This window comes from Micrococcus sp. H39-S4, from assembly GCF_027158145.1.
GTDB lineage: Bacteria > Actinomycetota > Actinomycetes > Actinomycetales > Micrococcaceae > Micrococcus > Micrococcus luteus.
In genome coordinates this window covers 30,385-52,862 of sequence record NZ_JAPVLT010000006.1, presented here as the reverse complement: position 1 = coordinate 52,862, position 22,478 = coordinate 30,385, and the positions used below count along the sequence as shown (strand labels likewise).

23 protein-coding genes are annotated in these 22,478 nt (G+C 73.6%); 12 read left to right on the top strand and 11 right to left on the bottom strand.

Features of this window, described 5'->3' with window-relative positions:
• Nucleotides 1–66: 66 nt before the first annotated feature.
• The 5 genes from typA (at nt 67) to O3T09_RS07445 (ending at nt 5,451) form a co-directional block, all read left to right on the top strand.
• Nucleotides 67–1,977 carry a translational GTPase TypA gene (typA, locus tag O3T09_RS07465; protein WP_036316461.1) on the top strand — a complete coding sequence of 637 codons (1,911 nt, stop codon included), beginning with the start codon at nt 67–69 and terminating at the stop codon, nt 1,975–1,977.
• Nucleotides 1,970–2,536, top strand: coding sequence for a hypothetical protein (locus O3T09_RS07460; protein WP_036316464.1), 567 nt, complete (start codon nt 1,970–1,972; stop codon nt 2,534–2,536). The genes typA and O3T09_RS07460 overlap by 8 nt, the downstream gene beginning before the upstream one ends.
• On the top strand, nt 2,533–2,859 hold the full coding sequence (gene fdxA / locus O3T09_RS07455; protein ID WP_036316465.1) for a ferredoxin: 327 nt from the start codon (nt 2,533–2,535) through the stop codon (nt 2,857–2,859). The genes O3T09_RS07460 and fdxA overlap by 4 nt, the downstream gene beginning before the upstream one ends.
• A 5-nt stretch (nt 2,860–2,864) precedes the next feature.
• The gene (gene dapC, locus O3T09_RS07450; protein ID WP_044659396.1) at nt 2,865–4,016 is read left to right on the top strand and encodes a succinyldiaminopimelate transaminase; all 1,152 of its coding nucleotides are present in this window, start codon (nt 2,865–2,867) and stop codon (nt 4,014–4,016) included.
• Between the two features lie 148 nt (nt 4,017–4,164).
• A complete protein-coding gene (locus O3T09_RS07445) occupies nt 4,165–5,451 on the top strand; it encodes a citrate synthase (RefSeq protein WP_081339279.1) in 1,287 nt (428 codons plus the stop codon).
• 110 nt (nt 5,452–5,561) lie between these two features.
• On the opposite strand, the gene O3T09_RS07440 is transcribed toward O3T09_RS07445, so the two are convergent.
• Nucleotides 5,562–6,569, bottom strand: coding sequence for a hypothetical protein (locus O3T09_RS07440; protein ID WP_269295466.1), 1,008 nt, complete (start codon nt 6,567–6,569; stop codon nt 5,562–5,564).
• Nucleotides 6,570–6,824: 255 nt separating this feature from the next.
• The gene (dapD, locus tag O3T09_RS07435) at nt 6,825–7,790 is read right to left on the bottom strand and encodes a 2,3,4,5-tetrahydropyridine-2,6-dicarboxylate N-succinyltransferase (protein ID WP_145950525.1); all 966 of its coding nucleotides are present in this window, start codon (nt 7,788–7,790) and stop codon (nt 6,825–6,827) included.
• A gap of 69 nt (nt 7,791–7,859) precedes the next feature.
• Here dapD and dapE point away from each other — a divergent pair, with 69 nt between their 5' ends.
• Nucleotides 7,860–8,996, top strand: a complete 1,137-nt coding sequence (dapE, locus tag O3T09_RS07430) for a succinyl-diaminopimelate desuccinylase (protein ID WP_269295465.1) — start codon at nt 7,860–7,862, stop codon at nt 8,994–8,996.
• A 61-nt stretch (nt 8,997–9,057) separates the two neighbouring features.
• Here dapE and O3T09_RS07425 read toward each other — a convergent pair whose 3' ends face one another.
• From O3T09_RS07425 to O3T09_RS07410, 4 genes are all read right to left on the bottom strand, one after another.
• Nucleotides 9,058–9,945: an amino acid ABC transporter permease gene (locus O3T09_RS07425; protein ID WP_251679547.1), complete on the bottom strand. Its 888-nt coding sequence runs from the start codon at nt 9,943–9,945 to the stop codon at nt 9,058–9,060.
• Nucleotides 9,942–10,622: an amino acid ABC transporter permease gene (locus O3T09_RS07420; RefSeq protein WP_041105308.1), complete on the bottom strand. Its 681-nt coding sequence runs from the start codon at nt 10,620–10,622 to the stop codon at nt 9,942–9,944. The genes O3T09_RS07425 and O3T09_RS07420 overlap by 4 nt, the downstream gene beginning before the upstream one ends.
• Nucleotides 10,623–10,727: 105 nt before the next feature.
• The gene (locus O3T09_RS07415) at nt 10,728–11,621 is read right to left on the bottom strand and encodes a glutamate ABC transporter substrate-binding protein (protein WP_095694771.1); all 894 of its coding nucleotides are present in this window, start codon (nt 11,619–11,621) and stop codon (nt 10,728–10,730) included.
• 47 nt (nt 11,622–11,668) lie between these two features.
• Complete coding sequence (locus tag O3T09_RS07410; protein WP_179288613.1) at nt 11,669–12,403, bottom strand: amino acid ABC transporter ATP-binding protein; 735 nt, start codon at nt 12,401–12,403, stop codon at nt 11,669–11,671.
• Between the two features lie 178 nt (nt 12,404–12,581).
• Here O3T09_RS07410 and O3T09_RS07405 point away from each other — a divergent pair, with 178 nt between their 5' ends.
• From O3T09_RS07405 to O3T09_RS07395, 3 genes are all read left to right on the top strand, one after another.
• Nucleotides 12,582–13,385, top strand: coding sequence for a TIGR00730 family Rossman fold protein (locus O3T09_RS07405; RefSeq protein WP_269295464.1), 804 nt, complete (start codon nt 12,582–12,584; stop codon nt 13,383–13,385).
• Nucleotides 13,382–13,726, top strand: a complete 345-nt coding sequence (locus tag O3T09_RS07400) for a cell division protein DivIVA (RefSeq protein ID WP_269295463.1) — start codon at nt 13,382–13,384, stop codon at nt 13,724–13,726. The genes O3T09_RS07405 and O3T09_RS07400 overlap by 4 nt, the downstream gene beginning before the upstream one ends.
• Nucleotides 13,727–13,906: 180 nt before the next feature.
• The gene (locus O3T09_RS07395; RefSeq protein ID WP_002855133.1) at nt 13,907–14,077 is read left to right on the top strand and encodes a DUF3117 domain-containing protein; all 171 of its coding nucleotides are present in this window, start codon (nt 13,907–13,909) and stop codon (nt 14,075–14,077) included.
• Nucleotides 14,078–14,099: 22 nt separating this feature from the next.
• Here O3T09_RS07395 and O3T09_RS07390 read toward each other — a convergent pair whose 3' ends face one another.
• Nucleotides 14,100–14,750 (bottom strand): O-methyltransferase, encoded by a 651-nt coding sequence (locus O3T09_RS07390; RefSeq protein WP_036316483.1) that lies wholly within the window; start codon nt 14,748–14,750, stop codon nt 14,100–14,102.
• A gap of 196 nt (nt 14,751–14,946) precedes the next feature.
• Between O3T09_RS07390 and O3T09_RS07385 the strand changes: the two genes are divergently transcribed.
• Both O3T09_RS07385 and O3T09_RS07380 read left to right on the top strand, forming a co-directional pair.
• Nucleotides 14,947–15,819: an anti-sigma factor family protein gene (locus O3T09_RS07385; protein WP_269295462.1), complete on the top strand. Its 873-nt coding sequence runs from the start codon at nt 14,947–14,949 to the stop codon at nt 15,817–15,819.
• A 60-nt stretch (nt 15,820–15,879) separates the two neighbouring features.
• The gene (locus O3T09_RS07380) at nt 15,880–16,488 is read left to right on the top strand and encodes a Sec-independent protein translocase TatB (RefSeq protein WP_206495955.1); all 609 of its coding nucleotides are present in this window, start codon (nt 15,880–15,882) and stop codon (nt 16,486–16,488) included.
• Between the two features lie 48 nt (nt 16,489–16,536).
• Here the strand turns inward: O3T09_RS07380 and O3T09_RS07375 are convergent, their stop codons facing one another.
• The 3 genes from O3T09_RS07375 to O3T09_RS07365 are packed head-to-tail and all read right to left on the bottom strand — an operon-like array spanning nt 16,537 to nt 19,794.
• Nucleotides 16,537–17,685, bottom strand: a complete 1,149-nt coding sequence (locus tag O3T09_RS07375) for an Mrp/NBP35 family ATP-binding protein (protein WP_269295461.1) — start codon at nt 17,683–17,685, stop codon at nt 16,537–16,539.
• Nucleotides 17,682–18,485, bottom strand: coding sequence for a DUF1003 domain-containing protein (locus O3T09_RS07370; protein WP_269295460.1), 804 nt, complete (start codon nt 18,483–18,485; stop codon nt 17,682–17,684). The genes O3T09_RS07375 and O3T09_RS07370 overlap by 4 nt, the downstream gene beginning before the upstream one ends.
• 40 nt (nt 18,486–18,525) lie before the next feature.
• Nucleotides 18,526–19,794, bottom strand: coding sequence for a magnesium transporter MgtE N-terminal domain-containing protein (locus tag O3T09_RS07365; RefSeq protein WP_036316492.1), 1,269 nt, complete (start codon nt 19,792–19,794; stop codon nt 18,526–18,528).
• A 92-nt stretch (nt 19,795–19,886) separates the two neighbouring features.
• On the opposite strand from O3T09_RS07365, the gene O3T09_RS07360 reads away from it, so the two are divergent.
• Nucleotides 19,887–20,663 carry a general stress protein gene (locus tag O3T09_RS07360; RefSeq protein WP_269295459.1) on the top strand — a complete coding sequence of 259 codons (777 nt, stop codon included), beginning with the start codon at nt 19,887–19,889 and terminating at the stop codon, nt 20,661–20,663.
• Nucleotides 20,664–20,669: 6 nt separating this feature from the next.
• Here the strand turns inward: O3T09_RS07360 and O3T09_RS07355 are convergent, their stop codons facing one another.
• Nucleotides 20,670–22,475, bottom strand: a complete 1,806-nt coding sequence (locus tag O3T09_RS07355; protein ID WP_269295458.1) for a pyruvate kinase — start codon at nt 22,473–22,475, stop codon at nt 20,670–20,672.
• Between the last annotated feature and the right edge of the window lie 3 nt (nt 22,476–22,478).

The window sequence follows — 22,478 nt, the reverse complement described above, 5'->3', positions numbered from 1 at the left end:
AATCGCACGGGGGCCGCCGTCGTCGTGCGCCTCCACCCCTTTGATGTCGAACCGGACAGGACGCCCATGACCTCGACCGAAACCCGCCGCTCCGATCTGCGCAACGTGGCCATCGTGGCCCACGTGGACCATGGCAAGACCACGATGGTGGACGCCATGCTGCGCCAGACCGGTGCCTTCAACACGCACGGCGACGTCGCCGAGCGGGTCATGGACTCCGGGGACCTGGAGAAGGAGAAGGGAATCACGATCCTCGCCAAGAACACCACGGTGTTCTACTCCGGCCCGTCCGCCCCCGAGGGCGAGACCGTCACCATCAACGTGATCGACACCCCCGGCCACGCCGACTTCGGCGGCGAGGTGGAGCGCGGCCTGTCCATGGTGGACGGCGTCGTGCTGCTCGTGGACTCCTCCGAGGGCCCGCTGCCCCAGACCCGCTTCGTGCTCCGCAAGGCCCTCGCGGCCAAGCTGCCCGTGATCCTCGTGGTCAACAAGACGGACCGCCCGGACGCGCGCATCGACGGGGTCGTCTCCGACTCCATGGACCTGCTGCTCGGCCTGGCCTCGGACCTGGCCGAGGAGGACCCGGACCTGGACCTCGACTCGGTGTTGGACGTCCCCGTCGTCTACGCCTCGGGCAAGGCCGGCCGCGCCTCCCTGACCCAGCCCGCCGACGGCGCCCTGCCGGAGGCCGAGGACCTCGAGGCCCTCTTCAACGTGATCATGGAGCACATCCCGGCCCCGTCCTACACCGAGGGCGAGGTCCTCCAGGCGCACGTCACCAACCTGGACGCCTCCCCGTTCCTCGGCCGCCTCGCGCTGCTGCGCATCTTCAACGGCACCCTCCGCAAGGGCCAGCAGGTCGCGTGGGCCCGCCAGGACGGCGCCCTGAAGACCGTGAAGATCACCGAGCTGCTGGCCACCAAGGGCCTCGAGCGCGTGCCCGCGGAGGAGGCCGGCCCGGGCGAGATCGTCGCCGTCGCCGGCATCGAGGACATCATGATCGGCGAGACCCTCACCGACGCGGAGAACCCGAAGCCGCTGCCGCTGATCACGGTGGACGACCCGGCCATCTCCATGACCGTGGGCATCAACACCTCCCCGCTGGCCGGCCGCGTCAAGGGCGCCAAGGTCACGGCCCGCCAGGTGAAGGACCGCCTGGACAAGGAGCTGATCGGCAACGTCTCGCTCAAGGTGCTCCCCACCGAGCGCCCGGATGCGTGGGAGGTGCAGGGCCGCGGCGAGCTCGCCCTGGCCATCCTCGTGGAGCAGATGCGCCGCGAGGGCTTCGAGCTCACCGTGGGCAAGCCGCAGGTGGTCACCCGGACCGTGGACGGCAAGGTCCACGAGCCGATGGAGCGCATGACCATCGACATCCCCGAGGAGTTCATGGGCGCGGTCACGCAGCTCATGGCCGCCCGCAAGGGCCGCATGCAGGAGATGTCCAACCACGGCACGGGCTGGATCCGCATGGAGTTCCTGGTCCCGGCCCGCGGCCTGATCGGCTTCCGCACCCGCTTCCTCACCGAGACCCGCGGCGCAGGCATCGCCTCCTCCTACGCGGCCGGCTACGAGCCGTGGACCGGTGAGATCGAGTACCGCACCAACGGCTCCCTCGTGGCCGACCGGGCGGGCACCGCCACGCCGTTCGCCATGATCAACCTGCAGGAGCGCGGCACCTTCTTCGTGCAGCCGGGCGCTGAGGTGTACGAGGGCATGATCGTGGGCGAGAACTCGCGCGCCGACGACATGGACGTGAACATCACCAAGGAGAAGAAGCTCACCAACATGCGTGCGGCCTCCTCCGAGTCGTTCGAGGGCCTGACGCCCCCGCGCCGGCTCACCCTCGAGGAGTCCCTCGAGTTCGCCCGCGAGGACGAGTGCGTGGAGATCACCCCCGAGGACATCCGCATCCGCAAGGTCGTCCTGGACGCCAATGAGCGCCTGAAGGCCGCGCGCGCCCGCGCCCGTGCCTGAGCGTCCCCGCCGCCGCGCCCGGCCCGCCGACGTGGTGGGCGGGGCGTTGCTCGGCGTCGTCGCCGGCGCGCTCGGCACCGCCGTCCATCTGAACCTGGCCTCCCTGCCGGGCGGCTGGACCCTGCCCTGGGGTGCGGTGCTGGCGCTTGTGCTCGTGGGCTCGACACAGCGCTGGTGGATGGTCCGACGCGCGGGCCGCGGCGGGCGCGCCCTGCCGGCGGGGGCCGCGGTCGTCGCCGGCGCGTTCACCGCCGTCCTGGCCCTGCAGCGCCTGCCGGTGGACGACGCCCTGGGGTTGTCCTGGACGGCCGGCCTGTGGGCGGCGGCGCCGGGCGCCGTCGTCGCCTCCGTGGCCTGGAACGTCGGCCAGCCGGTGCTCGGTATGGTCCTGTTGGCCGCGGGCCGGCGGCTGGACCGCCGACCCGCGGAGGCCGCCGAGGCCGCCACGCGCCCCCGCCGGGCCACTGTGACCGCCCGCGAAACGCGTCCGGGGGAGCGAGTACCCTGGACCGCAGCCCCGCAACCCCGTGCCCAGAGAGAGGTGGACGGTCAGCCATGACCTACGTGATCGCGTTGCCGTGTGTGGACGTCAAGGACAAGGCGTGCATCGACGAATGCCCCGTGGACTGCATCTACGAGGGTGAGCGCATGCTCTACATCCACCCGGACGAATGCGTCGACTGCGGTGCGTGCGAGCCGGTGTGCCCCGTCGAGGCCATCTACTACGAGGACGACACCCCCGAGGAGTGGGCCGAGTACTACAAGGCCAACGTCGAGTTCTTCGACGACCTGGGCTCCCCGGGCGGCGCCGCCAAGCTGGGCATGATCGCCAAGGACCACCCGATCATCTCCGCTCTGCCCCTGCAGAACGCGGACGCCTGAGCCCCATGCTGACGCTGCCGGACTACCCGTGGGACACGCTCACCCCCTACCGTGAGCGTGCCGCCGCCCACCCGGACGGCGTCGCGGACCTGTCCATCGGCACGCCCGTGGATCCGACGCCGGCGCTGATCCGCCGGGCCCTGACCGAGGCCGCCGACGCGCACGGCTATCCGACGACGCACGGCACGGACGCCCTGCGCCGCGCGGTCGTCGACTGGTACGCCCGGCGCCGCGGGGTGTCCGGGCTGGACCCGGCGGCCGTGGTGCCCACGGTCGGGTCCAAGGAGTTCATCGCGTGGCTGCCCACGCTGCTCGGGCTCGGCGCAGGCGACGTCGTCGTCCACCCCGAGGCCGCCTACCCCACCTATGCAGTGGGCGCGCTGCTGGCCGGGGCGGAGGCCGTGGCCGCGGACGACCTCGACGCGCTGGCGCCCGAGGTGCGTGAGCGGGTGCGCCTCGTGTGGACCAACTCGCCGGCCAACCCCACCGGTGCCGTGCTGGACGCCGCGGCGCTGCGCCGCACGGTCGACGCCGCCCGTGGCGTGGGCGCCGTGGTGTGCGGGGACGAGTGCTACGCCGAGCTCGGCTGGGACGCGTGGGACGGGGCCGTCGTGCCCTGCATCCTGTCCGACGAGGTCTCCGGCGGCGACCTGACGGGCCTGCTGAGCGTCTACTCGCTGTCCAAGCAGTCCAACCTCGCCGGCTACCGCGCCGCGTTCGCCGCGGGGGATCCGCAGCTCGTGGCGACCCTGGTCAACACCCGCAAGCACGCGGGCATGATCGTGCCGGCCCCGGTGCAGCATGCGATGGCCGTGGCCCTGGCCGACGACGCGCACGTCGCGGAGCAGAAGGACCGCTACCGCCGCCGTCGGGACGCGCTGCGCACCGCGCTGGAGGCCTCCGGCCACACGGTGGACCACTCCGAGGCGGGGCTGTACCTGTGGACCCGGCGGGCGGACCTGGACCCGGCCGACGCCACGGCGCAGGACTCGTGGGACCTGCTGGGCGAACTGGCGGACCTGGGCATCATCGCCGGGCCCGGCGTGTTCTACGGTGCCGGCGGCGACGGCTACGTCCGCGTGGCGATCACCGCCACGGACGAGGCGGTCGCCCGGGCCGCGGCGAGACTCACGGCCCGCGGGCCGCGGACCGGCTGAGCCGGGGTCGGGGGCCGTCGTCGGGGGAAGCGACCGCGCGTCCCGGGCCGGTCCTTGATAGTTTGGAGCAGAGTCGTCCCCGCGTGGGCGCGCCCACATGGGCGTGCGAACCCGGGCCATCGAGAAGACAAGACGAGGGAGCACACCCGTGACCCATCACGAGTCCGTCCGGCTGACCGTCGGCGAGCAGAGCCTGGACCTGGGCGTCGAGCACGCCACAGAGGGCAACAACGGCATCAACATCGCCCCGCTCCTGAAGGAGACCGGCGACGTCACCTACGACCCGGGCTTCATGAACACGGCGAACGCCAAGTCGGCCGTCACGTACATCGACGGCGACCAGGGCATCCTGCGCTACCGCGGCTACGCCATCGAGGACCTCGCCGAGCACTCCTCCTTCATGGAGGTGGCCTACCTGCTGATCTACGGCGAGCTGCCCGAGTCCAAGGAGACCCTGGAGGCCTGGGAGACCAACATCCTGCGCCACAACATGGTGCACGAGGACCTCAAGCTGTTCTTCAACGGCTTCCCGCGGGATGCGCACCCCATGCCGGTGCTGTCCTCCTCCGTGTCCGCGCTGTCCACGTTCTACCCGGACTCCCTGGACCCCCACGACCCGGAGCAGGTCCACATCTCCACCGTGCGCCTGCTCGGCAAGCTGCCGGTGCTGGCCTCCTACGCGTTCAAGAAGTCGCTGGGCCAGCCGTTCATGTACCCGCACAACTCGCTGAACTACGTGGAGAACTTCCTCCGCCTGTGCTTCGGCGTGCCGGCCGAGGAATATGACATCGACCCGGACGTGGTCAAGGCCCTCGACCTGCTGCTCATGCTGCACGCCGACCACGAGCAGAACGCCTCCACCTCCACGGTGCGCCTGGTCGGCTCCACCCAGGCCAACCTGTTCGCCTCGGTGTCCGCCGGCATCAACGCCCTCTATGGCCCGCTGCACGGTGGCGCCAACGAGGCCGTGCTGAACATGCTCCGGAAGATCAAGTCGGAGGGCATCACGCCCGAGGACTTCATGGAGAAGGTGAAGAACAAGGAGGACGGCGTCCGTCTGATGGGCTTCGGGCACCGCGTGTACAAGAACTACGACCCGCGGGCCAAGATCATCAAGAAGACCGCCGAGGACATCCTGGGCAAGATGGGCGGCAACGACGAGCTGCTGGAGATCGCCCAGCGTCTCGAGGAGAAGGCCCTCGCCGACGACTACTTCGTGGAGCGCAAGCTCTACCCGAACGTCGACTTCTACACCGGCGTGATCTACAAGGCCATGGGCTTCCCGGAGAAGATGTTCACCGTCCTCTTCGCCCTGGGCCGCCTGCCCGGCTGGATCGCCCAGTGGCGCGAGCTCATGGAGGACCCGGCCACCAAGATCGGCCGCCCGCGCCAGATCTACGTGGGCGAGCAGCTGCGCCAGTACCCGCAGCGCTGACCCGGGGGCGCTGACCCTGGGGCGCTGACCCTGCGTTTGGGGGCGGTTTCGGGTGGTATTCCGACGGAATACCACCCGAAACCGCCCCCAATGCGTTCGCCGGAGCGTCTTCATGTCGAGGCGGAGTGGCCGAGGCGGCGTCGGACCACCGCGACGACGCCACGGAAGTCCTCGCGCCCATCGGCCCAGGTGACGCGGAGCGTCGTCCAGCCGCGCGCCTGCCCGTAGCGGTCCCGGCGGGCGTCGCGCGCCTGCTGCTCCCGCGTGCGGTGCCCCGCACCGTCGTACTGCAGGGCCAGGCGCACGTGACGGTAGGCCACGTCGGCCACGGGGGAGAAGGGGTCCCCGGGCTCAATCGCGGCCTGCAGCTCCGGCTCCGGCAGCCCGCCGGCCACGAGGGCGAGGCGCAGGCGGGTCTCGGGCGGCGAGTCCGCCCCGACGCGAACGGAATCCAGCGCCTCCCGGGCGGCCGGGCGGCCGTGGAAGCGTCCGGACGCGTGCAGCGCCGACCGCAGCGCGGCGATCGTGGTGGCCGGATCCGTCCGGCCCGCGGGCGTCCACGGGTGCCGGACGGCGTGGTCCCCGGCGGCCACGAGGTCCTCGAACGTCCACGGGGGAGTCAGGGAGCACAGGTCCAGCCAGGTGCGATCGACCGTGGTGACGCGCAGGCCGTGCACGTGCGTGACGAACTCGGGCGCCAGCGGCCGCCGGTGGTCCATCAGACCAGCCCGCCGGACGCGTCGTGTCCCCCGGGCCACGGTGAGGTGCACCGGCGGGTCGGCCTCGAGCTCGCCGGTCGCCGGGTCGCGCCGCCGCCAGGCTCGCGCGGGCATCGGCAGGCCGTGCAGGTGGGCCGCGGTCTCGTGGGAGAGGACGGCATCCGGGCGTCGGCGCAGGAGCGCGGCGAGGTGATCGGGGGAGAAGCCGTGCCCGGGCTCGGGCAGGCCCAGGTCGGCCCAGCCCGTGCCAGGGCGTGCCCGCTGCCGGTGGAAGCCCTGTCCGACCCGCTCCAGGTCCGACCGGCGGGCGCGGTCGGGCGGCAGCCCCAGTCGGGCCAGGTCCGTGGCCAACAGGACGGCGGGCTGGTCGGGCGGCAGAGGAATGACGACGCGCGGCATGCACCCATCGGACGACGCCGGCGAGGCGCCCGGGGCGCGCTGGCCGCGGCACGGGGATGACGCGCGGGGCGGGCGCTGCTGTGCAGGAGCCGACGGCCCGCGCCGCGTGCCGCCGTCGTCGCCCCGCCCCCGGACCGCCGTGGAGCTCCGGGGGCGATAGTGGGCGTTATCCCGGCGGGATACCACCGGAAATCGCCCCCCAACGCGGCGGGGAACGGGGAGGGGAGGGAAGAGCCGCGGGCCGGGCGCGACGGGTCAGTTCGCGTGCAGCGCAGCGTTCAGTTCGACGGTCCGGCCGGCGCGGGGGAGGGCCTCGACCCGGCCCGTGGTGGAGTTGCGGCGGAACAGCAGGTTCGGCACGCCGGAGAGGTCCACGGCCTTCACGGTCCGCGCCGCCTCGCCGTCCTGCAGCACGCTCACGCGCGTGCCCGCGGTGACGTACAGACCGGCCTCGACCACGCAGTCGTCGCCGACGGAGATGCCCACGCCGGAGTTCGCGCCGAGCAGCACGTGCTCGCCGATCACGATCCGCTGGGTGCCGCCGCCGGAGAGCGTGCCCATGATGGACGCGCCGCCTCCGACGTCCGACCCGTCGCCCACCACGACGCCGGCCGAGATCCGGCCCTCCACCATCGAGTGCCCCAGGGTGCCCGCGTTGAAGTTGACGAAGCCCTCGTGCATCACGGTCGTCCCCTCGGCCAGGTGGGCGCCCAGGCGCACCCGGTCCGCGTCGCCGATGCGCACCCCGGAGGGCACGACGTAGTCCGTCATGCGCGGGAACTTGTCCACGCCGTACACCTGCACGGCGCCGCGGGCACGCAGCCTCGCCCGCGTCAGCTCGAAGTCGGCGACCGCGCAGGGTCCGTGGTTCGTCCACACCACGTTGGTGAGCAGCCCGAAGACGCCGTCGAGGTTGAGCTCGTTCGGCCGCGTCAGGCGGTGCGAGAGGGCGTGCAGGCGCAGCCACGCGTCCGCGGTGGAGGCCGGGGCGGCGTCCAGGTCGACCTCCAGCTCGACGACGGCCTGCGTGGTCCCGCGGTCCGCGTCGTCCGCGGCGAGGGCGCGCAGGGTGTCGCGCAGCGAGGCGTCCGCAGCGGAGAGCGGGCCGGCCACGGGGGCGGGGAACCACACGTCCAGGACGGCGCCGTCGGCGGCCGTGGTGGCCAGGCCGTGGCCGGAGACGAGACGGGAGGAGGGCTGCTGTGCGGCGGTCTGGGTCATGCGCCTCAGCCTACTGAGCGGCCGGGGCACGCTGCAGGGCGGCGAGAGGCCCGTCCGTAGACTGGACACATGAGTCTCACCCCCGTGTCCCTGCCCGACCTCGCCGATCCGGACCTCGACGTCGCGGCGCTCACCGCCACCCTGCTGGACGTGCGCTCCGTCTCGGGGGAGGAGGGGCCGCTGGCCGACGCCGTCGAGCAGGCCCTGCGCGCCCTCGGCGGCCTCGAGGTGCGGAGGTTCGGGGACGCCGTCGTCGCCCGCACCGCTCTGGGGCGGTCGACCCGCGTGATCCTGGCCGGGCACCTGGACACGGTGCCCCTGCCCACCGTGCCGGGCTCGCGCGGGACCGTGCCCTCGGCGTGGGACGGGGACGTGCTGTACGGCCGCGGGGCCGTGGACATGAAGTCCGGCGTCGCCGTGCAGCTGGCCCTGGCCGGCCGCTTCGGCCGCGCGGACGGCCCGACCCCCGTGCACGACGTCACGTGGGTGTTCTACGACCACGAGGAGGTCTCCTCGGACCTCTCGGGCCTCGCCCGCGTGGCCCGCCAGGCCCCCGAGCTGCTGGAGGGCGACTTCGCGGTGCTGCTCGAGCCGACCGACGGCGTCGTGGAGGGCGGCTGCAACGGCACGTGCCGGTACCGCGTCACCTTCTCCGGTGTCGCGGCGCACTCGGGCCGCGCCTGGCGCGGCGACAACGCGATCCACAAGCTGGCCCCCGTGCTCACCGCCCTGGCGGCGTACGAGCCGGCCACGGTCACGGTGGAGGGCCTGGAGTACCGCGAGGGGCTGCACGCGATCCGCGTGGCCGGCGGCGTCGCGGGCAACGTCATCCCGGACGAGGCGTCCGTGGACCTGAACTACCGGTTCGCTCCGGACAAGACCCTCGAGCAGGCCCACGCGCACGTCCGCACGGTGCTGGAGGGGGCCGGCGTGGACTGGGACGCCCAGGTGCGGATCGACGACGCCTCGCCCGCCGCCCGCCCCGGTCTGGACCGGCCGGCCGCCGCCGCGTTCGTCGCCGCCGTCGGGGGAGAGCCCCAGCCCAAGTACGGGTGGACGGACGTGGCCCGGTTCTCCCAGCTGGGCGTGCCCGCGGTCAACTTCGGCCCCGGCGACGCCCTCCTGGCCCACACGGACGACGAGCACGTGCCCCGCGAGGCGGTCCACGCGTGCCTCGCGGCGCTCGCGGCCTGGCTGGCCGGCTGACCCGACGACGTCGGCCGGTGCCAGCCGCCCGACCCGCGGGCCCGCCTCGCCCGCCGCCCGGTCAGCCCGCCGTGTCCGTGGGCGCCCCGACGCGCGGGGTCGTGGGGGCGCTGGCGTCGCCGGCCGTCCGCGACGACAGCCGCCTCGAGAGCCGGGTGGCCGCCCAGGTGAGGAGGAAGTTGATCACGATGAAGATCATCGCGGCCACCACGAGGGACTGCAGGATGTTGCCGTTGCCGGAGCCGAGCTGGCGGGCGTAATGCAGGAGTTCGAAGAAGCCGATGAGGTAGCCCAGCGCCGAGTCCTTGAGGATCACCACGAACTGGCTCAGCAGCGACGGCAGCATGGCGATGAGGGCCTGGGGCACCTCCACGAGCCGCAGGGACTGGGTGCTCGTCATGCCCACCGCCGCGGCCGCCTCGCGCTGGCCGCGCGGCAGCGAGCGCACCCCGGAGCGCACCAGCTCCGCGATCACAGACCCGTTGTACAGGGTCAGCGCCGCGATCACCGCGTAGTACGGGCCGTCCTGGGGCTGGATCGCCCCGGAGCGCGCGACCTGTGCGAACAGCTGGTAGAAGAACACCATCATCACGAGCACCGGCACGGCCCGGAAGAACTCCACGACGACGGCGGCCAGCCAGCGCACCGGGCCGACCGGGGCCAGCCGCAGGAAGCCGAACACCAGGCCGAACACCACGGAGGAGACCACGGCGATGCCCGCGGCCTGCAGGGTGAACTGCAGGCCCGGCAGGTAATAGTTCCGCCACGCGTTGCCGTCGACGGCGGCCAGCCAGCGGCGGCCGGAGAGCTGGCCGGTGGCGTTCATCTGGATCAGCACGAGCACCGCCACGACCAACACCGCGGCGAGGGAGACGAGGTTGGCGAGGAGGATCCGCCGGCGGGCGATCGGACCCGGGGCGTCGAAGAGGACGGAGGCCTGGGCACTCATCGGGCCACCGCCCACTTCTCCGAGGCCCACGTGGTCAGCAGGCCGATGGGGATGACGATCAGGCAGAAGCCGATCGCGAAGGTCAGGAAGATCGCCACCATCAAGTCCGGGCTGAACTCGATCATGCGCTTCATCAGGCCCGAGGCCTCCGCCACCGACGCCGCGGCGGCGACGGTGGTGTTCTTGGTCAGCGCGATCACGGTGTTGCCCAGCGGGGTGATGGCCCCGCGCAGCGCCTGGGGCAGAATCACGTGGCGGGCCGCGGGCAGGAAGCCCAGGCCGATGGAGCGGGCGGCCTCGGCCTGCCCGAGCGGGACGGTGTTGACGCCGGAGCGGATCGCCTCGCACATGAACGCCGCGTGGTAGAGCGAGAGGGCGATCACGGCGTAGATGAAGAAGTTCAGCGTGAAGTCGGACGAGAAGCTGATCTTCAGCTGTCCCCAGACGGCGAGCACGCCGAGCAGCATGATGATCGTGAGCGGGGTGTTGCGGACCACGTTGACGTAGCCGGCGCCGAGGGCGCGCAGCGAGGGGACGGGCGAGATGCGGAACAGGGCGAGCACCACGCCGAGGACGAACGAGCCGAGGGTCGCGAGGAACGCGAGCCTGATGTTCGTCCAGAACGCGAGCGGGATGTCCGCGCCGTAGTCCGCGAGGAGCGAGGAGATCGATTCCATGACTTCTCCGAGGGTCGGGACAAGGCTGACGGGCAGGGGAGCCGCCGGGCGGGCCGAGGGTGACGGTTCAGGTCACGCCCTCGGCCCACCCGGCGCAGGAGGCCGTCAGGCGCAGGGCTCGAACTCGGCGTCCTCGCCGGAGTTCAGCGCCTCGTCGTAGGCGTAGCCCGTGCCCTCGGTGTTGGACTCGAGGGCCTTCTTCCACTCGCCGGAGTCCTTCATCTCCTTGATCGCCTCGTTGATGTCCTCGCAGCGCTCCGAGTCCTTCGGCAGGCCGACGCCGTAGCGCTCCGTGGTGAAGGTGTTGCCGACGACCTTGAACTTGCCCTTGTTGGCGTCGGCGGCGGCCAGGCCCGCGAGGATGATGTCGTCCGTGGTCACGGCGTCCACCTGGCCGGACTCGAGGTAGGTCACGCATTCGGCGTAGCCGCCCTGCTCCACCAGGTTCACGCCGGAGGCGAACTGGTCCTTGATCTTCTGGGCCGAGGTGGAGCCGGTGACGGAGCAGAGGTTCTTCCCGTCGAGGGCCTCGGGGCCGGTGATCGCGGTGTCGTCCGCGCGGACCAGCAGGTCCTGGCCGGCCACGAAGTACGGGCCCGCGAAGTCGACGCGCTCCTTGCGGGCGTCCGTGATGGAGTACGTCGCGAAGATCATGTCGACCTCGCCGTTCTCCAGGGCGTTCTCCCGGTTCGCGGACGGGGTCTGGACCCACTCGATGTCCTTCTCGGCCACGCCGAGCTTGTCCGCCACGTAGCGGGCCACGTCCGTGTCGAAGCCGGTGGGCTGGGCCGAACCCTCGCGGTAGCCCAGGCCCGGCTGGTCGAACTTGATGCCGATGCGCAGGCGCTCGCCGGAGCCGGACGACGTCGACTCGCCGGCCGAGGACGAGCCGGCGGCGTCGCCACCGCCGCCCTGCGAGGACGACGGCGCGCAGGCGGTGAGGGACAGCGCGGCCGCGGCGGTGACGGCGGACAGGGTCAGGAGCTTCGTGCGGAGCATGGTGCTCTCCTCTGGTTCGGTGCGGTGGGGTGCGATGGGGGACGGGGTCAGTGCGCGAGGATCTTGCCCAGGAAGTCCTGGGCACGCTCGTGTCGGGGGTTCGTGAAGAAGGTGTCGGGGTCGGTGTCCTCGAGGATGGCGCCGTCGGCCATGAAGACCACGCGGTCCCCGGCCTTGCGGGCGAAGCCCATCTCATGGGTGACCACGACCATGGTCATGCCGCCCTCGGCGAGCTGGACCATGACGTCGAGGACCTCCTGCACCATCTCGGGGTCGAGGGCGGAGGTCGGCTCGTCGAAGAGCAGGGCCTTCGGCTCCATCGCCAGGGCACGGGCGATGGCCACGCGCTGCTGCTGCCCGCCGGAGAGCTGGGCCGGCATCTTCCTCGCCTGCTGGGCCACGCCCACGCGCTCGAGCAGCTCCATGGCGTGCCGCTCGGCGTCCGCCCGGCGCTTGCCCTTCACCTTGATGGGCCCGAGGGTCACGTTCTCCAGGATCGACTTGTGCGCGAAGAGGTTGAAGGACTGGAAGACCATGCCGATCTCGGCGCGCAGCTGGGCGAGCTGTCTGCCCTCGGTGGGGAGCGGCCGCCCGTCGATCAGGATGCGGCCGCCGTCGTCGTCGATGGTCTCGAGCCGGTTGATCGTGCGGCACAGCGTCGACTTGCCGGAGCCGGACGGGCCGAGGACGATCGCCACCTGGCCGCGCGGGATCCGCAGGTCGATCTGTCGGAGGGCGTGGAAGTCGCCGAAGTGCTTGTTGACGCCCTCAAGGACGATCAGGTCATCGCCCGCGGCACCGCGACGGCGCCGCACACCGGCCTCGTCGGGGAGGTGGGCGCCGTGGGGCTGCTCAGGCGTGATCTGCGTCATGCCAGTGGAATATAGCGCACGCCACACCCGGCGCGGTGCGCCGTGCGACGCCGGCCCCGGCGGCCCGCCGGCTCGTTAGGCTGACGCCATGGCCCCACATGAGCACCCCTCGGGCGGCGACGTCGCCGCCAAGCCCCAGCGCGTCCGCCGCGGCGGGCAGGTCCTGCGCGGGGACGCGGCGCACACCCCCACGTTCGACCAGCTCCTCCTCGACGGCCGACGGCCCGGCGACGCCGCACGCCCCGCCGCCGACGTCGCCTCGACGACGTCCGAGGCCTGGCGTGTCCTGCGCATCCAGGCCGAGTTCGTCGAGGGCTTCGGCACCCTCGCGGGGCTGGGTCCCGCGGTCTCCGTGTTCGGCTCGGCGCGCACGCCCGAGGGCAGCGCCGAGTACGCCCTGGCCCACGAGGTCGGGACCCGCTTGGCCCGGGCCGGGTACACGGTCATCACCGGCGGGGGGCCCGGCACCATGGCGGCCGCCAACCGGGGCGCCCACGAGGCCGGTGGAGAGTCCGTGGGCCTGGGCATCGAGCTGCCGTTCGAGACCGGTCTGAACCCCTGGGTGCACGTGGGCGTGGACTTCCGCTACTTCTTCGTCCGCAAGGTCATGTTCCTCAAGTACGCGCAGGGGTTCATCGTGCTGCCCGGCGGCCTCGGCACCCTGGACGAGCTCTTCGAGGCCCTCACCCTCGTGCAGACCGGCACCGTCACCCGCTTCCCCGTGGTCCTCGTGGACCGCGGCTTCTGGGGCCCGCTCGTGGACTGGATCCGCGGCACGCTCGTGGAGCGCGGCATGATCTCGCCCGAGGACCCGGACCTCGTCCAGCTCGTGGACACGGCCGAGGAGGCCGTCGCGTGCGTGCTCCGCTCGGCGGGGAGGGCCGACGCGTGAGCGGACCGCAGTGGACCGTCCTGGTGGCCGTGCTCGTCGTCGTGCTGGCGGCCCTGGCCGCCGCCCTCACGGGCCGGCTCACGCTCCGGGCCGAAGACCCGGCCGGACGGACGCCCGGGCACCCCGTCCTGCTGCCGGAGCGGCCGCGCGCGGCGGATGTGGACCTGCTGCGGCTGGCCGTCGCGGTGCCCGGCTACCAGCGGGACCAGGTGGACGCCGTCCTGCTGCGGCTGCGGGACGCCCTCGCGGAGCGCGAGGACGAGGCGACCGCCCTGCGGGCCCGGGTGGCCGAGCTCGAGGCCGCCGACCCGTCCCGGAGCGATCCGGCGGGGCGCGCCTGAGTCGCGGGCCGGGCTCGGTGCGGGCCATCGTTTGGCGCGAGCACGCGGAATCCGCGATAATGGTGATGTGACCGGCCTCGCGCACGCCCGCGTGCGGGGGCGCCGGAGGCGTCCGGACAGTGCCCGCTCCCGCGGTCACCGGACGCCGTGACGGGAACATCATCCAGAAGGGAAGTCGCAATGGCCGCCATGAAGCCCCGCACCGGGGACGGTCCCATGGAAGTGACCAAGGAGGGGCGCAGCCTGATCATGCGCGTGCCGATCGACGGCGGCGGCCGTCTCGTGCTGGAGATCAACGCGGACGAGGCCCGCGAGCTCAAGGAGTGCCTCGAGGGCGTCATCCAGGCCTGAGCCCGGACCCCTTCGACGCGGATCAGCGGCGCACCGCGATCAGCACGCCCGTGCCGGAGGGGACGACGGCGGACAGCCAGTGCTCGTCCTCCCGGATGAGGCGGTCCACCGCCCGGGCGGACACGGTGGACTCGTCGCGCACGGCGGGCCGGGGAACGCGGTCCCCGTCGAGGGCGTCCACCACGACGAGCACGCCGCCGGGGGCGAGCATGCGCGCGGCCTGCTCGACGTCGAACTGACGCGCGGCCGGGTCCCCGTCCACCAGGACCATCTCATAGGCGCCGCTCGTGAGCCGGGGGAGGACGAGCCGGGAGCGCCCCGTGATCATGCGGGTGCGGCTCGTGGGCAGGCGGGCCTCCGAGAACGCCTCGCGGGCCGCACGCTGGGCCTCCGCGTCCGGGTCCACGGTGGTGAGGACCGTGCGCTCGGGCAGACCGCGCATCAGGGCGAGCCCCGAGACGCCGGCGCCCGTGCCCACCTCCACGACCGCCGCGGGGGCCCGTGTGGCCGCCAGCACCGTCAACAGGGCCGCCGTCCCCTCGCTCACCGGCGGCACGTCCAGCTCGGCGGCGCGCTCGCGGGCGCGCAGGACGACGTCGTCCTCGGTGGCCCGGCTCTCCGACCAGGCCCAGGACGCGTGCTTGTCGGTGGGCTGGGGCTGCAGGGCGCTCATGGCTGACTCCGGGACGACGACGGCGGGACCTCGCCCGCGGCACGGGCGACGCGGGCCAGTGTACGGGCCGGCACGCGGCCGCGACCCAGTGTTCTCCCAGGAGGCGGGCCGATGATGGGACACGGCACGAACCGGCTCCCGCCGTGCGGGAGGCCGTTCGCCGGACCGAGGACGCGAGGACCGAGGAGGTGGCCGCATGGGACGTCGACACACCCAGCGCCACATGGACGCCTACCTCGAGGGCTCCCTCCCCGCCGCGTCCCGGGCGCGCATCGCCCGCCACCTGGACCGCTGCCCCGAGTGCCGCGCCACCGTCCAGGCCCGGGCCCGCGTGCTCGACGCCGCCCGCACGGTGCACCAGCGTCCGGCCGGCGCCGTCGTCGCCCCGGTGCTGCGCGCCCGCGGCGTCTCCGGCCGCCTGGTGGTGGGGCTGCTGACCTTCGTCGTCCTGCTCGGCGGGCTGTTCACCGCGGTCTGGGTGGCCGGCGCGCCCCGCACCACGGCCCAGCGCACGGCCCCGACCCCGACGGACACCGTCGCCCTGCCGGCGGCCGGGACCGCGTCGACGGACCGGCGCGGCACCGTCGCGGAGCTGCGGGGTCAGGGCTGGACGGTGCCCTCCCTCGTGGGGGCCGGCCTGGAGCCGCTCACCGTGGACACCGCCCAGACGGCCGAGGACGTGGAGGTCGTCGTCGGCTGGGGTCGGGACGAGCCGACCGTGACCGTCCGTGAGTGCCGACCCCGGATCGTGGGAGCCACCCCGGAGGGCTGTGCCTCGACCGCGCCCTTGAGCACGGGGGTGCAGGAGCGTCGGCTGGCCGGCGGCGGCGTCTACCGGATCGTCCCGGCGGGGGAGCAGGACGGCTGGACGGCCGAGCTGACCACGCCGCAGGCCTCCTACCGCGTGGAGGCCAGCCTGCCGGACGAGCGCGCGGACGCGGTCCTCACCCACCTGCTGGTCTCCGAGCGGGCACGGGTGCTCGAGCTGGGCGGCGGAGACGCCGTCGAGGAGCGCCTGGAGCGAGGCCTCGAACGCATCGCGGACGCCGTGCCGCGCCCCCGCGGCTGAGCCGCCCCGCCCCCGCGGCTCCGGGCTGTGGGGCGGTGCCGCTCTAGTAGAGTTCGGAGGGTGTTTGGTATCAACGGCAGCGAGTTCATCATCTTGGCGGTGCTCGCGATCGTCATCCTCGGGCCGGAGAAGCTCCCCGAGTACACGCGCGCCTTCACCGACTGGCTGCGCGTCATGCGCGACAAGGCCGAGGGTGCCAAGGCGCAGTTCAAGGAGGAGACCGGCACGGACTTCGACGAGGTGGACTGGCGCAAGTACGACCCCCGCCAGTACGACCCGCGCCGCATCATCCGCGACGCGCTCCGCGAGCCCGCCGGCGGCTCGTCCACGCCCGCGTCCCGGGCGGCGCAGGCGACGGGCATCAGCGCCGAGGACGTGCACGGCGGCCTCACCCACCAGGACCTGGCGGACATGGATCCGCGGACGCTCTTCCGCCGCCCCGCCGGGGGCGGCAGCACCGCCGCCGCGGAGTCCGTCGCCGCCGCACAGACCCGGTCGACCGCGCCCGCCGCCGGGGCGGCCGCCGTGGGCGGCGCCGCCGCAGCCCTGATGGCCTCCGGCCGCGCCGAGGCCCTCGCCGAGGAGCGTCCTGCCGCCGTCGAGACCGAGCCGGACCCCCTCGAGCTGCTCGGGCTGGCGCCCGCCCCCTTCGACGTCGACGCGACCTGACGCCGTCGCGCGCGCCGGGGGCCCTGACCGGGGCGCCGGCCCCCGAGGTCAGCGGGGGGTGACCGGCAGGCGCCGCCCGGCCAGCCCGCGCGGCCGCACGGCCAGCCGCTGCGCGATCTGCGTCAGCGCCCGGCCCGCGGGGCTCTCCGGCGCGGACATCACCACGGGTTCGCCGGCGTCGCCGCCCGCGCGCAGCGCCGGGTCCAGGGGGACGGTGCCCAGCAGCGGCACCTGCGTGTCCAGCGCTCCGGACAGCCGCTCCGCCACCTCGGCGCCGCCGCCGGTCCCGAACACATCCAGGACGGTGCCGTCCGGCAGGGTCATCGGCCCCATGTTCTCCACGACCCCGGCCACGGTCTGGCCCGTCTGCTCCGCCAGCTGACCGGCGCGCGCGGCCACCTGCGCGGCGGCGTGCTGCGGCGTGGTCACCACGAGCAGCTCCGAGGCGGGCAGCAGCTGCGCCGTCGAGATCGCGATGTCCCCGGTGCCCGGGGGCAGGTCCACGAGCAGGACGTCCAGGTCGCCCCAGTGCACGTCCGTGACGAACTGTTCGAGCGCGCGGTGCAGCATCGGCCCGCGCCAGGCCACCGGCCGGTCCGCGTCGAGGAACATGCCGATCGAGATGACCTTCACGTCCCGCACCACGGGTGGCAGGATCATCCGGTCCAGCTTCGTCGGGGTGCCGGTCACGCCCAGGAGCCCGGGGATGGAGTAGCCGTGCACGTCCGCGTCGATCAGGCCGACGGCGAGCCCGCGCGCGGCGAGCGCGACCGCGAGGTTGGCCGTGACCGAGGACTTGCCCACGCCGCCCTTGCCCGAGGCCACCGCGAGGACGCGCGTGAGCGTCCCCTCCCCGAACGGGTTCGTCGGCCGAGTCGCGCGCAGGGCGTCCTGCAGCGCCAGGCGGCGCTCGGGCTCCATGACCCCGACGCGCACGTCCACGGATTCACAGCCGGGCACGACGGCGACGGCGGCGGCCACGTCCGTCTGGATCGTCCCGCGCAGGGGGCACGCGGCGATCGTGAGCAGCACCGCGACCTCGACGACGCCCGGGGCGGTCTCCACGACCGACTCCACCATGCCGAGGTCGGTGATCGGGCGGCGGATCTCGGGGTCCTGGACCGCGGCGAGCCGCTCCAGCACCCGGCGCTCGAGGTCGGTGCGGACCTCGGGCACGGGCAGGCCCAGGGCGCTCATCGGCCGCCCCCGTCCACCGGGCCCGCACCGCCGGCGGGACCGGCCGCCGGACCGGACCCGTCGGCCTCGCGGGCCTCCTGGGCCGCGAGGGTCGCGAGCGTGGTGGTCGTGGGCTCGGCGCCGGCGTCGCCGCGCCGCGCATCCCGGCCGCGGCCCTTGGACTTCTTGCTCTTGCGGGGCTGAGCCTCGGCGCCCGGGAGGCCGGCGCGCAGCTCGGCGCGGATCTCCTCCCGGATCTCCTCCCGGATCTCCTCCCGGATCTCCTCCCGCAGCTCGGCGCGCAGCGCCTCGCGGAGGTCGTCCCTGAGGTCGTCCTGGACGCCGCGCAGCTCGCCGCGCACGAAGTCGCGCGTGGCGACCTCCTGGACGGCCAGCCGCAGACCGGCGATCTCGCGGGTGAGGAACTCGGTGTCGGCGAGGTTGCGCTCGGCGCGGTCACGGTCCTCGCGCAGCGCGACCCTGTCCCGGTCGTCCTGGCGGTTCTGCGCCAGCAGGAGCAGGGGTGCGGCGTAGGACGCCTGGAGGGAGAGCATGAGCGTGAGCGCGGTGAAGCCGAGCTCGGCGGAGTCGAACCGCCACTCCATCGGGCCGAACGTGTTCCAGCCCAGCCAGGCGGCGCAGAACAGCGTCATCCAGACGAGGAACTGCGGGGTGCCCATGAAGCGGGCGATGCCCTCGGTGGCCTCGCCGAAGGCGTCCGGGTTCGGGGCCAGCCGGGGCACGCGGCGCCCGCTGGCGCTCAGCGGGGTGTCCAGGCCGGTGCCGCGGCCCGGGCGCAGGTCTCGCGCGGTCTGGGTCATGCTCACACCTCCGGTGTCGTGCGGCGGCGGGCCGCGGGGGTCAGGTTGCGGGGCGGGTCTCGGCGTCGTCGAGGTCCATGGCCCGCCAGTCGTCGGGCAGGATGTGGTCGAGCAGGTCGTCCACGCTCACAGCCCCGACGACGCGGTCCTGCTCGTTCACCACGGGGATGCACGTGAGGTTGTAGGTCGCGAGCTCGCGGGTCACGTGGGCGATGGGGGCGAGGTCCGAGACGGCCTCGAGATCCTTGTCCATGATGTTGCCGATCGCCTCCGGCGGCGGGTACCGCAGCAGGCGCTGGAAGTGGACGACGCCGAGGAACCGGCCCGTCGGCGTCTCCAACGGCGGCCGGGCCACGATCACGAGCGAGGCCAGCGCGGGGGAGATCTCCTGCTGTCGGATGGTCGCCATGGCCTCGGCCACGGTGGCCTCCGGGGGGAGGATGACCGGCACGGGGGTCATGAGCGAGCCCGCCGTGCCCTCCTCGTACTCGAGCAGGCGCCGGACGTCCTCGGCGTCCTCCGGCTCCATGCGTTCGAGCAGCAGCTCCTGCTGGGAGTCGGGCAGCTCGTGGAGCAGGTCCGCCGCGTCGTCCGGGTCCATCTCCTCCAGGACGTCGGCGGCGCGGTCGATGTCCAGCTGGGAGAGGATCTGCACCTGGTCGTCGTCGGGCAGCTCCTGGAGCACGTCCGCGAGGCGTTCGTCCTGCAGCTCGCTGGCGACCTCGACGCGGCGCTTCTCCGACATGTCGTGGAGCATGTCCGCCAGGTCGGCGGGCTTGAGGTCCTCGTGCGCGGCGAGGAAGCTCGTGGCCCCCTGCGGGTCGGCCTGCGCCGTCCAGCGGGCCTCGTCCCAGTTCAGCAGGAGGTGCTCGCCCCGCTGGGCGCGGCCGAAGGGGCCGCGGCCGACGATGCGGCGCACGTACAGGTCCGAGACCAGCCAGTCGCCGTTGCGCTGCTGCTCCAGCCCGATGTCCTCCAGGAAGGCCTCGCCCGACCCGTCGGAGAGGCGCACCTTCCGGTCGAAGAGGTCGGCGGCCACCATCTGCTCGGCGCCACGGCGGGAGAACCGGCGCAGGTTGATCAGCCCGGTCGTGATGATCCGGCCCGAGTCCATGGACGTCACCCGCGTCATCGGGACGAAGACGCGCTTCTTGCCGGGGACCTCGATCACGAGGCCGGTGGCGAACGGGGCTGCGGCGGGGCCGCGGTCCAGCACGACGACGTCGCGCAGCCGTCCCAGGCGGTCGCCGAGGGGGTCGAAGACGTCCAGGCCCAGCAGGCGGGCCACGAAGATCTTGGGGGAGCTCACCGACCCAGCCTACGGCGTGCCGGACCGCGGCTCCGTGTCCGCGGACGGCGGACCGCCGCCCGCCCGGGCGCCGGGCCGGGCACAATGGGTCCATGTCGTTCATGATGTCCAACCCTCAGCCCGGCGCCGAGCAGGGCCTGCCCCGCGGAGAGCTGCTGGCCACCTACGCCACCTACGCGCAGGCGCGCGAGCAGGTGGACCGCCTCGCCGCCACGGACTTCCCCGTGAGCGCCGTGTCGATCGTGGGCAAGGACCTGCGGGTCGTGGAGCGGGTGCGCGGCCGGCTGAACTACGCCCAGGTGGCGTTGTCCGCGGGTGTGCGCGGCGTGTTCTTCGGCGGACTGATCGGCATGTTCCTCTACCTGCTGGCCCCCGAGGCCGGCCCGGGGCAGATCCTCACCTCCATGCTGCTGGGCCTGGCGGTGTGGCTGATCTTCGGCGTGATCGGCTTCGCGATGCGTCGGGGCCAGCACGGCTTCGCGTCCTCGCAGGCCGTCGTGCCGACGGCCTTCGACCTCGTGGTCGCGTTCGACCACGCCGCCCGCGCCCGCCAGGAGCTGGGCCTGGGCGGTGCCGCGGCCCCGACGCCGCAGCCGGCCCCGCAGCCGGCGCCCGCCCCCGCCGCGGAGGAGGCCGGGGGCGGGTCCGTGCAGGCCACCCCGGCCGCCGCGCCGTCGTCGGGCGGGTCCCACGCGGCGCCGGCCCCCGGCGGAGCCGAGGCGCCGGCCCGGCCCGCCCCGGAGGCGGACCCCGCGCCCACCGGCCTGGACCGCTCCTACGGCGTGACCCTGCCCCCGGAGGAGGTCGCCAAGCTCATCGAGGCGCGCGGCGGCCACCCGCCCCGGCCCCAGGACGAGCCGCGCGGCTGAGCCCCGTCAGAGGGACCAGGACTCGAGCCGCCGGAGCATGTCGCGCTTCTTGCTCGCATGACCGTGCATCCGGCCCAGGATGTCGCCGAGGACGGTGACGGCGCGGTCGATGTACGGGCCCTTGTTCAGCATCGCGGCCTCGGCCCGCTGCGCCATCGCGGCGTCCGTGATCTCCGCCCGTGAGGGCAGGCCGGTCTTGGCGAGGGACTCGAGGACCTGGGTGGCCCAGATCGCGGGCACGTGCGCGGCCTCGCACAGCCACAGGATCTCCTCCTGCAGCTCGGCCATGCGTGCGAAGCCGGCCTCCACCGCCAGGTCGCCCCGGGCGATCATCACCCCGACGTCCCGCCAGCGCATCGCCTCGAGCAGCATCCGTGGCAGCTGCCGGAAGGCCTCCACCGTCTCGATCTTCAGCGTGATGTCCACGTCCGGCGCGTCCTCGGCCTCGAGCGCGTCGATCAGCTGGGCCACGTCCTCGGCCGAGCGGACGAAGGACATGTTCACCATGTCCGCGTGGCGGGCCGCGAACGGGATGTGGGCGAGGTCCTCGTCCGTGAGGGCCGGGATGTCCAGGTGCGTGTCCGGGAAGTTCACGCCCTTCTCCGCCTTGAGCTTCGCCCCGCGCGGGCCGGCCTGGGTCACCTCGAGGGTGATCTCGTCGTCGGACACCGCCGTGATCCGCGCGCCGATCCGCCCGTCGTCGAGGGAGACCCGGTCGCCGACCGCCGCGTCCGCGAACGCCTGCGCCAGGGTGAGGCCGATCCGGTAGGGCGGCGTGTCGACCGCGGGGACCGGCTCGAGCGAGCGGGCCAGCACGATCTGCTCGCCCTCATGCACGCGCATGGACTGCTCGAGCGGGGGCAGCGGCCCGACCTCGAGCGGCCCGTGCGGCGTCGTCAGCGCCGTGCCCGTCGCCCAGTAGACCGTCTTGTCCGCCTGCACGAGCACGCCCTCGCCGTCCACCTGCTCGACCTCGAGCCTGCGGTGAGCGCCACGCGCGTCGGTCAGCTCGATCTCGTCGCCGCGCTGCAGGACCGCCAGGGTCGTCCCCTCCGGGTCCGCGAGCGGCACGACGACGGCGCCGTCCGGCCGGTCCGCTGTGGCCACGGCGTCGTGGGGCCCGGCGGCGAGCCACACGCGGGAGGGCTCGGTGACGATCCCGGAGGGGTCCCGGGCGGGCTTCACCTTCACGACGCGCGGTCCCGGCTCGATGGGGCCGGTGCGCACCTTCGGCCCGGCCAGGTCCATCGCGACCAGGGGTGCGGGCCGGCCCGCACCGGCACACCGGCGGACCGCCGCGATCATGGCGGCCCACGCCTGCTCGTCGTCGTGGGCGCAGTTCACGCGCGCCAGGTCCATGCCGGCCTCGGCGATCCGGGCCACGAGCTCTGGGTCCGTGGCGGCCTCGGAGGGCATGGTCACCATGATGCGCGCGTCCCGGTCGCCGCGGGCCGGACCGAGCAGGCTCGCCGCGTTGCGGGCGAGGATGGCGCGGCCCTCGGCGGAGGTCAGGGCGTCGTCCTCGGGCGCGGGGGCGGGGTCGCCGTCGAGCGCGCGGGCGGCGGCCAGCACCGCGTCCACGTGGCCCAGCACGCCGGCCTCCATGCGGCCCAGAGAGGACAGTCCGGCGTCGCTCAGCGCCTCCTGCAGGGGCCGCAGGTCGGTGCCGCGCAGGGCGACGTAGTGCACGAGGTTCCGGGCCGAGGCCCGGTGGCGCTCCCGGACGCGGGAGATGAGGTCGGCGTGCTCCGCCTCGGCGGAGAGGAGGCGGTCGCGGAGGGCGGTGAGCTCGGTGGTCAGGTCGATACCCATGGT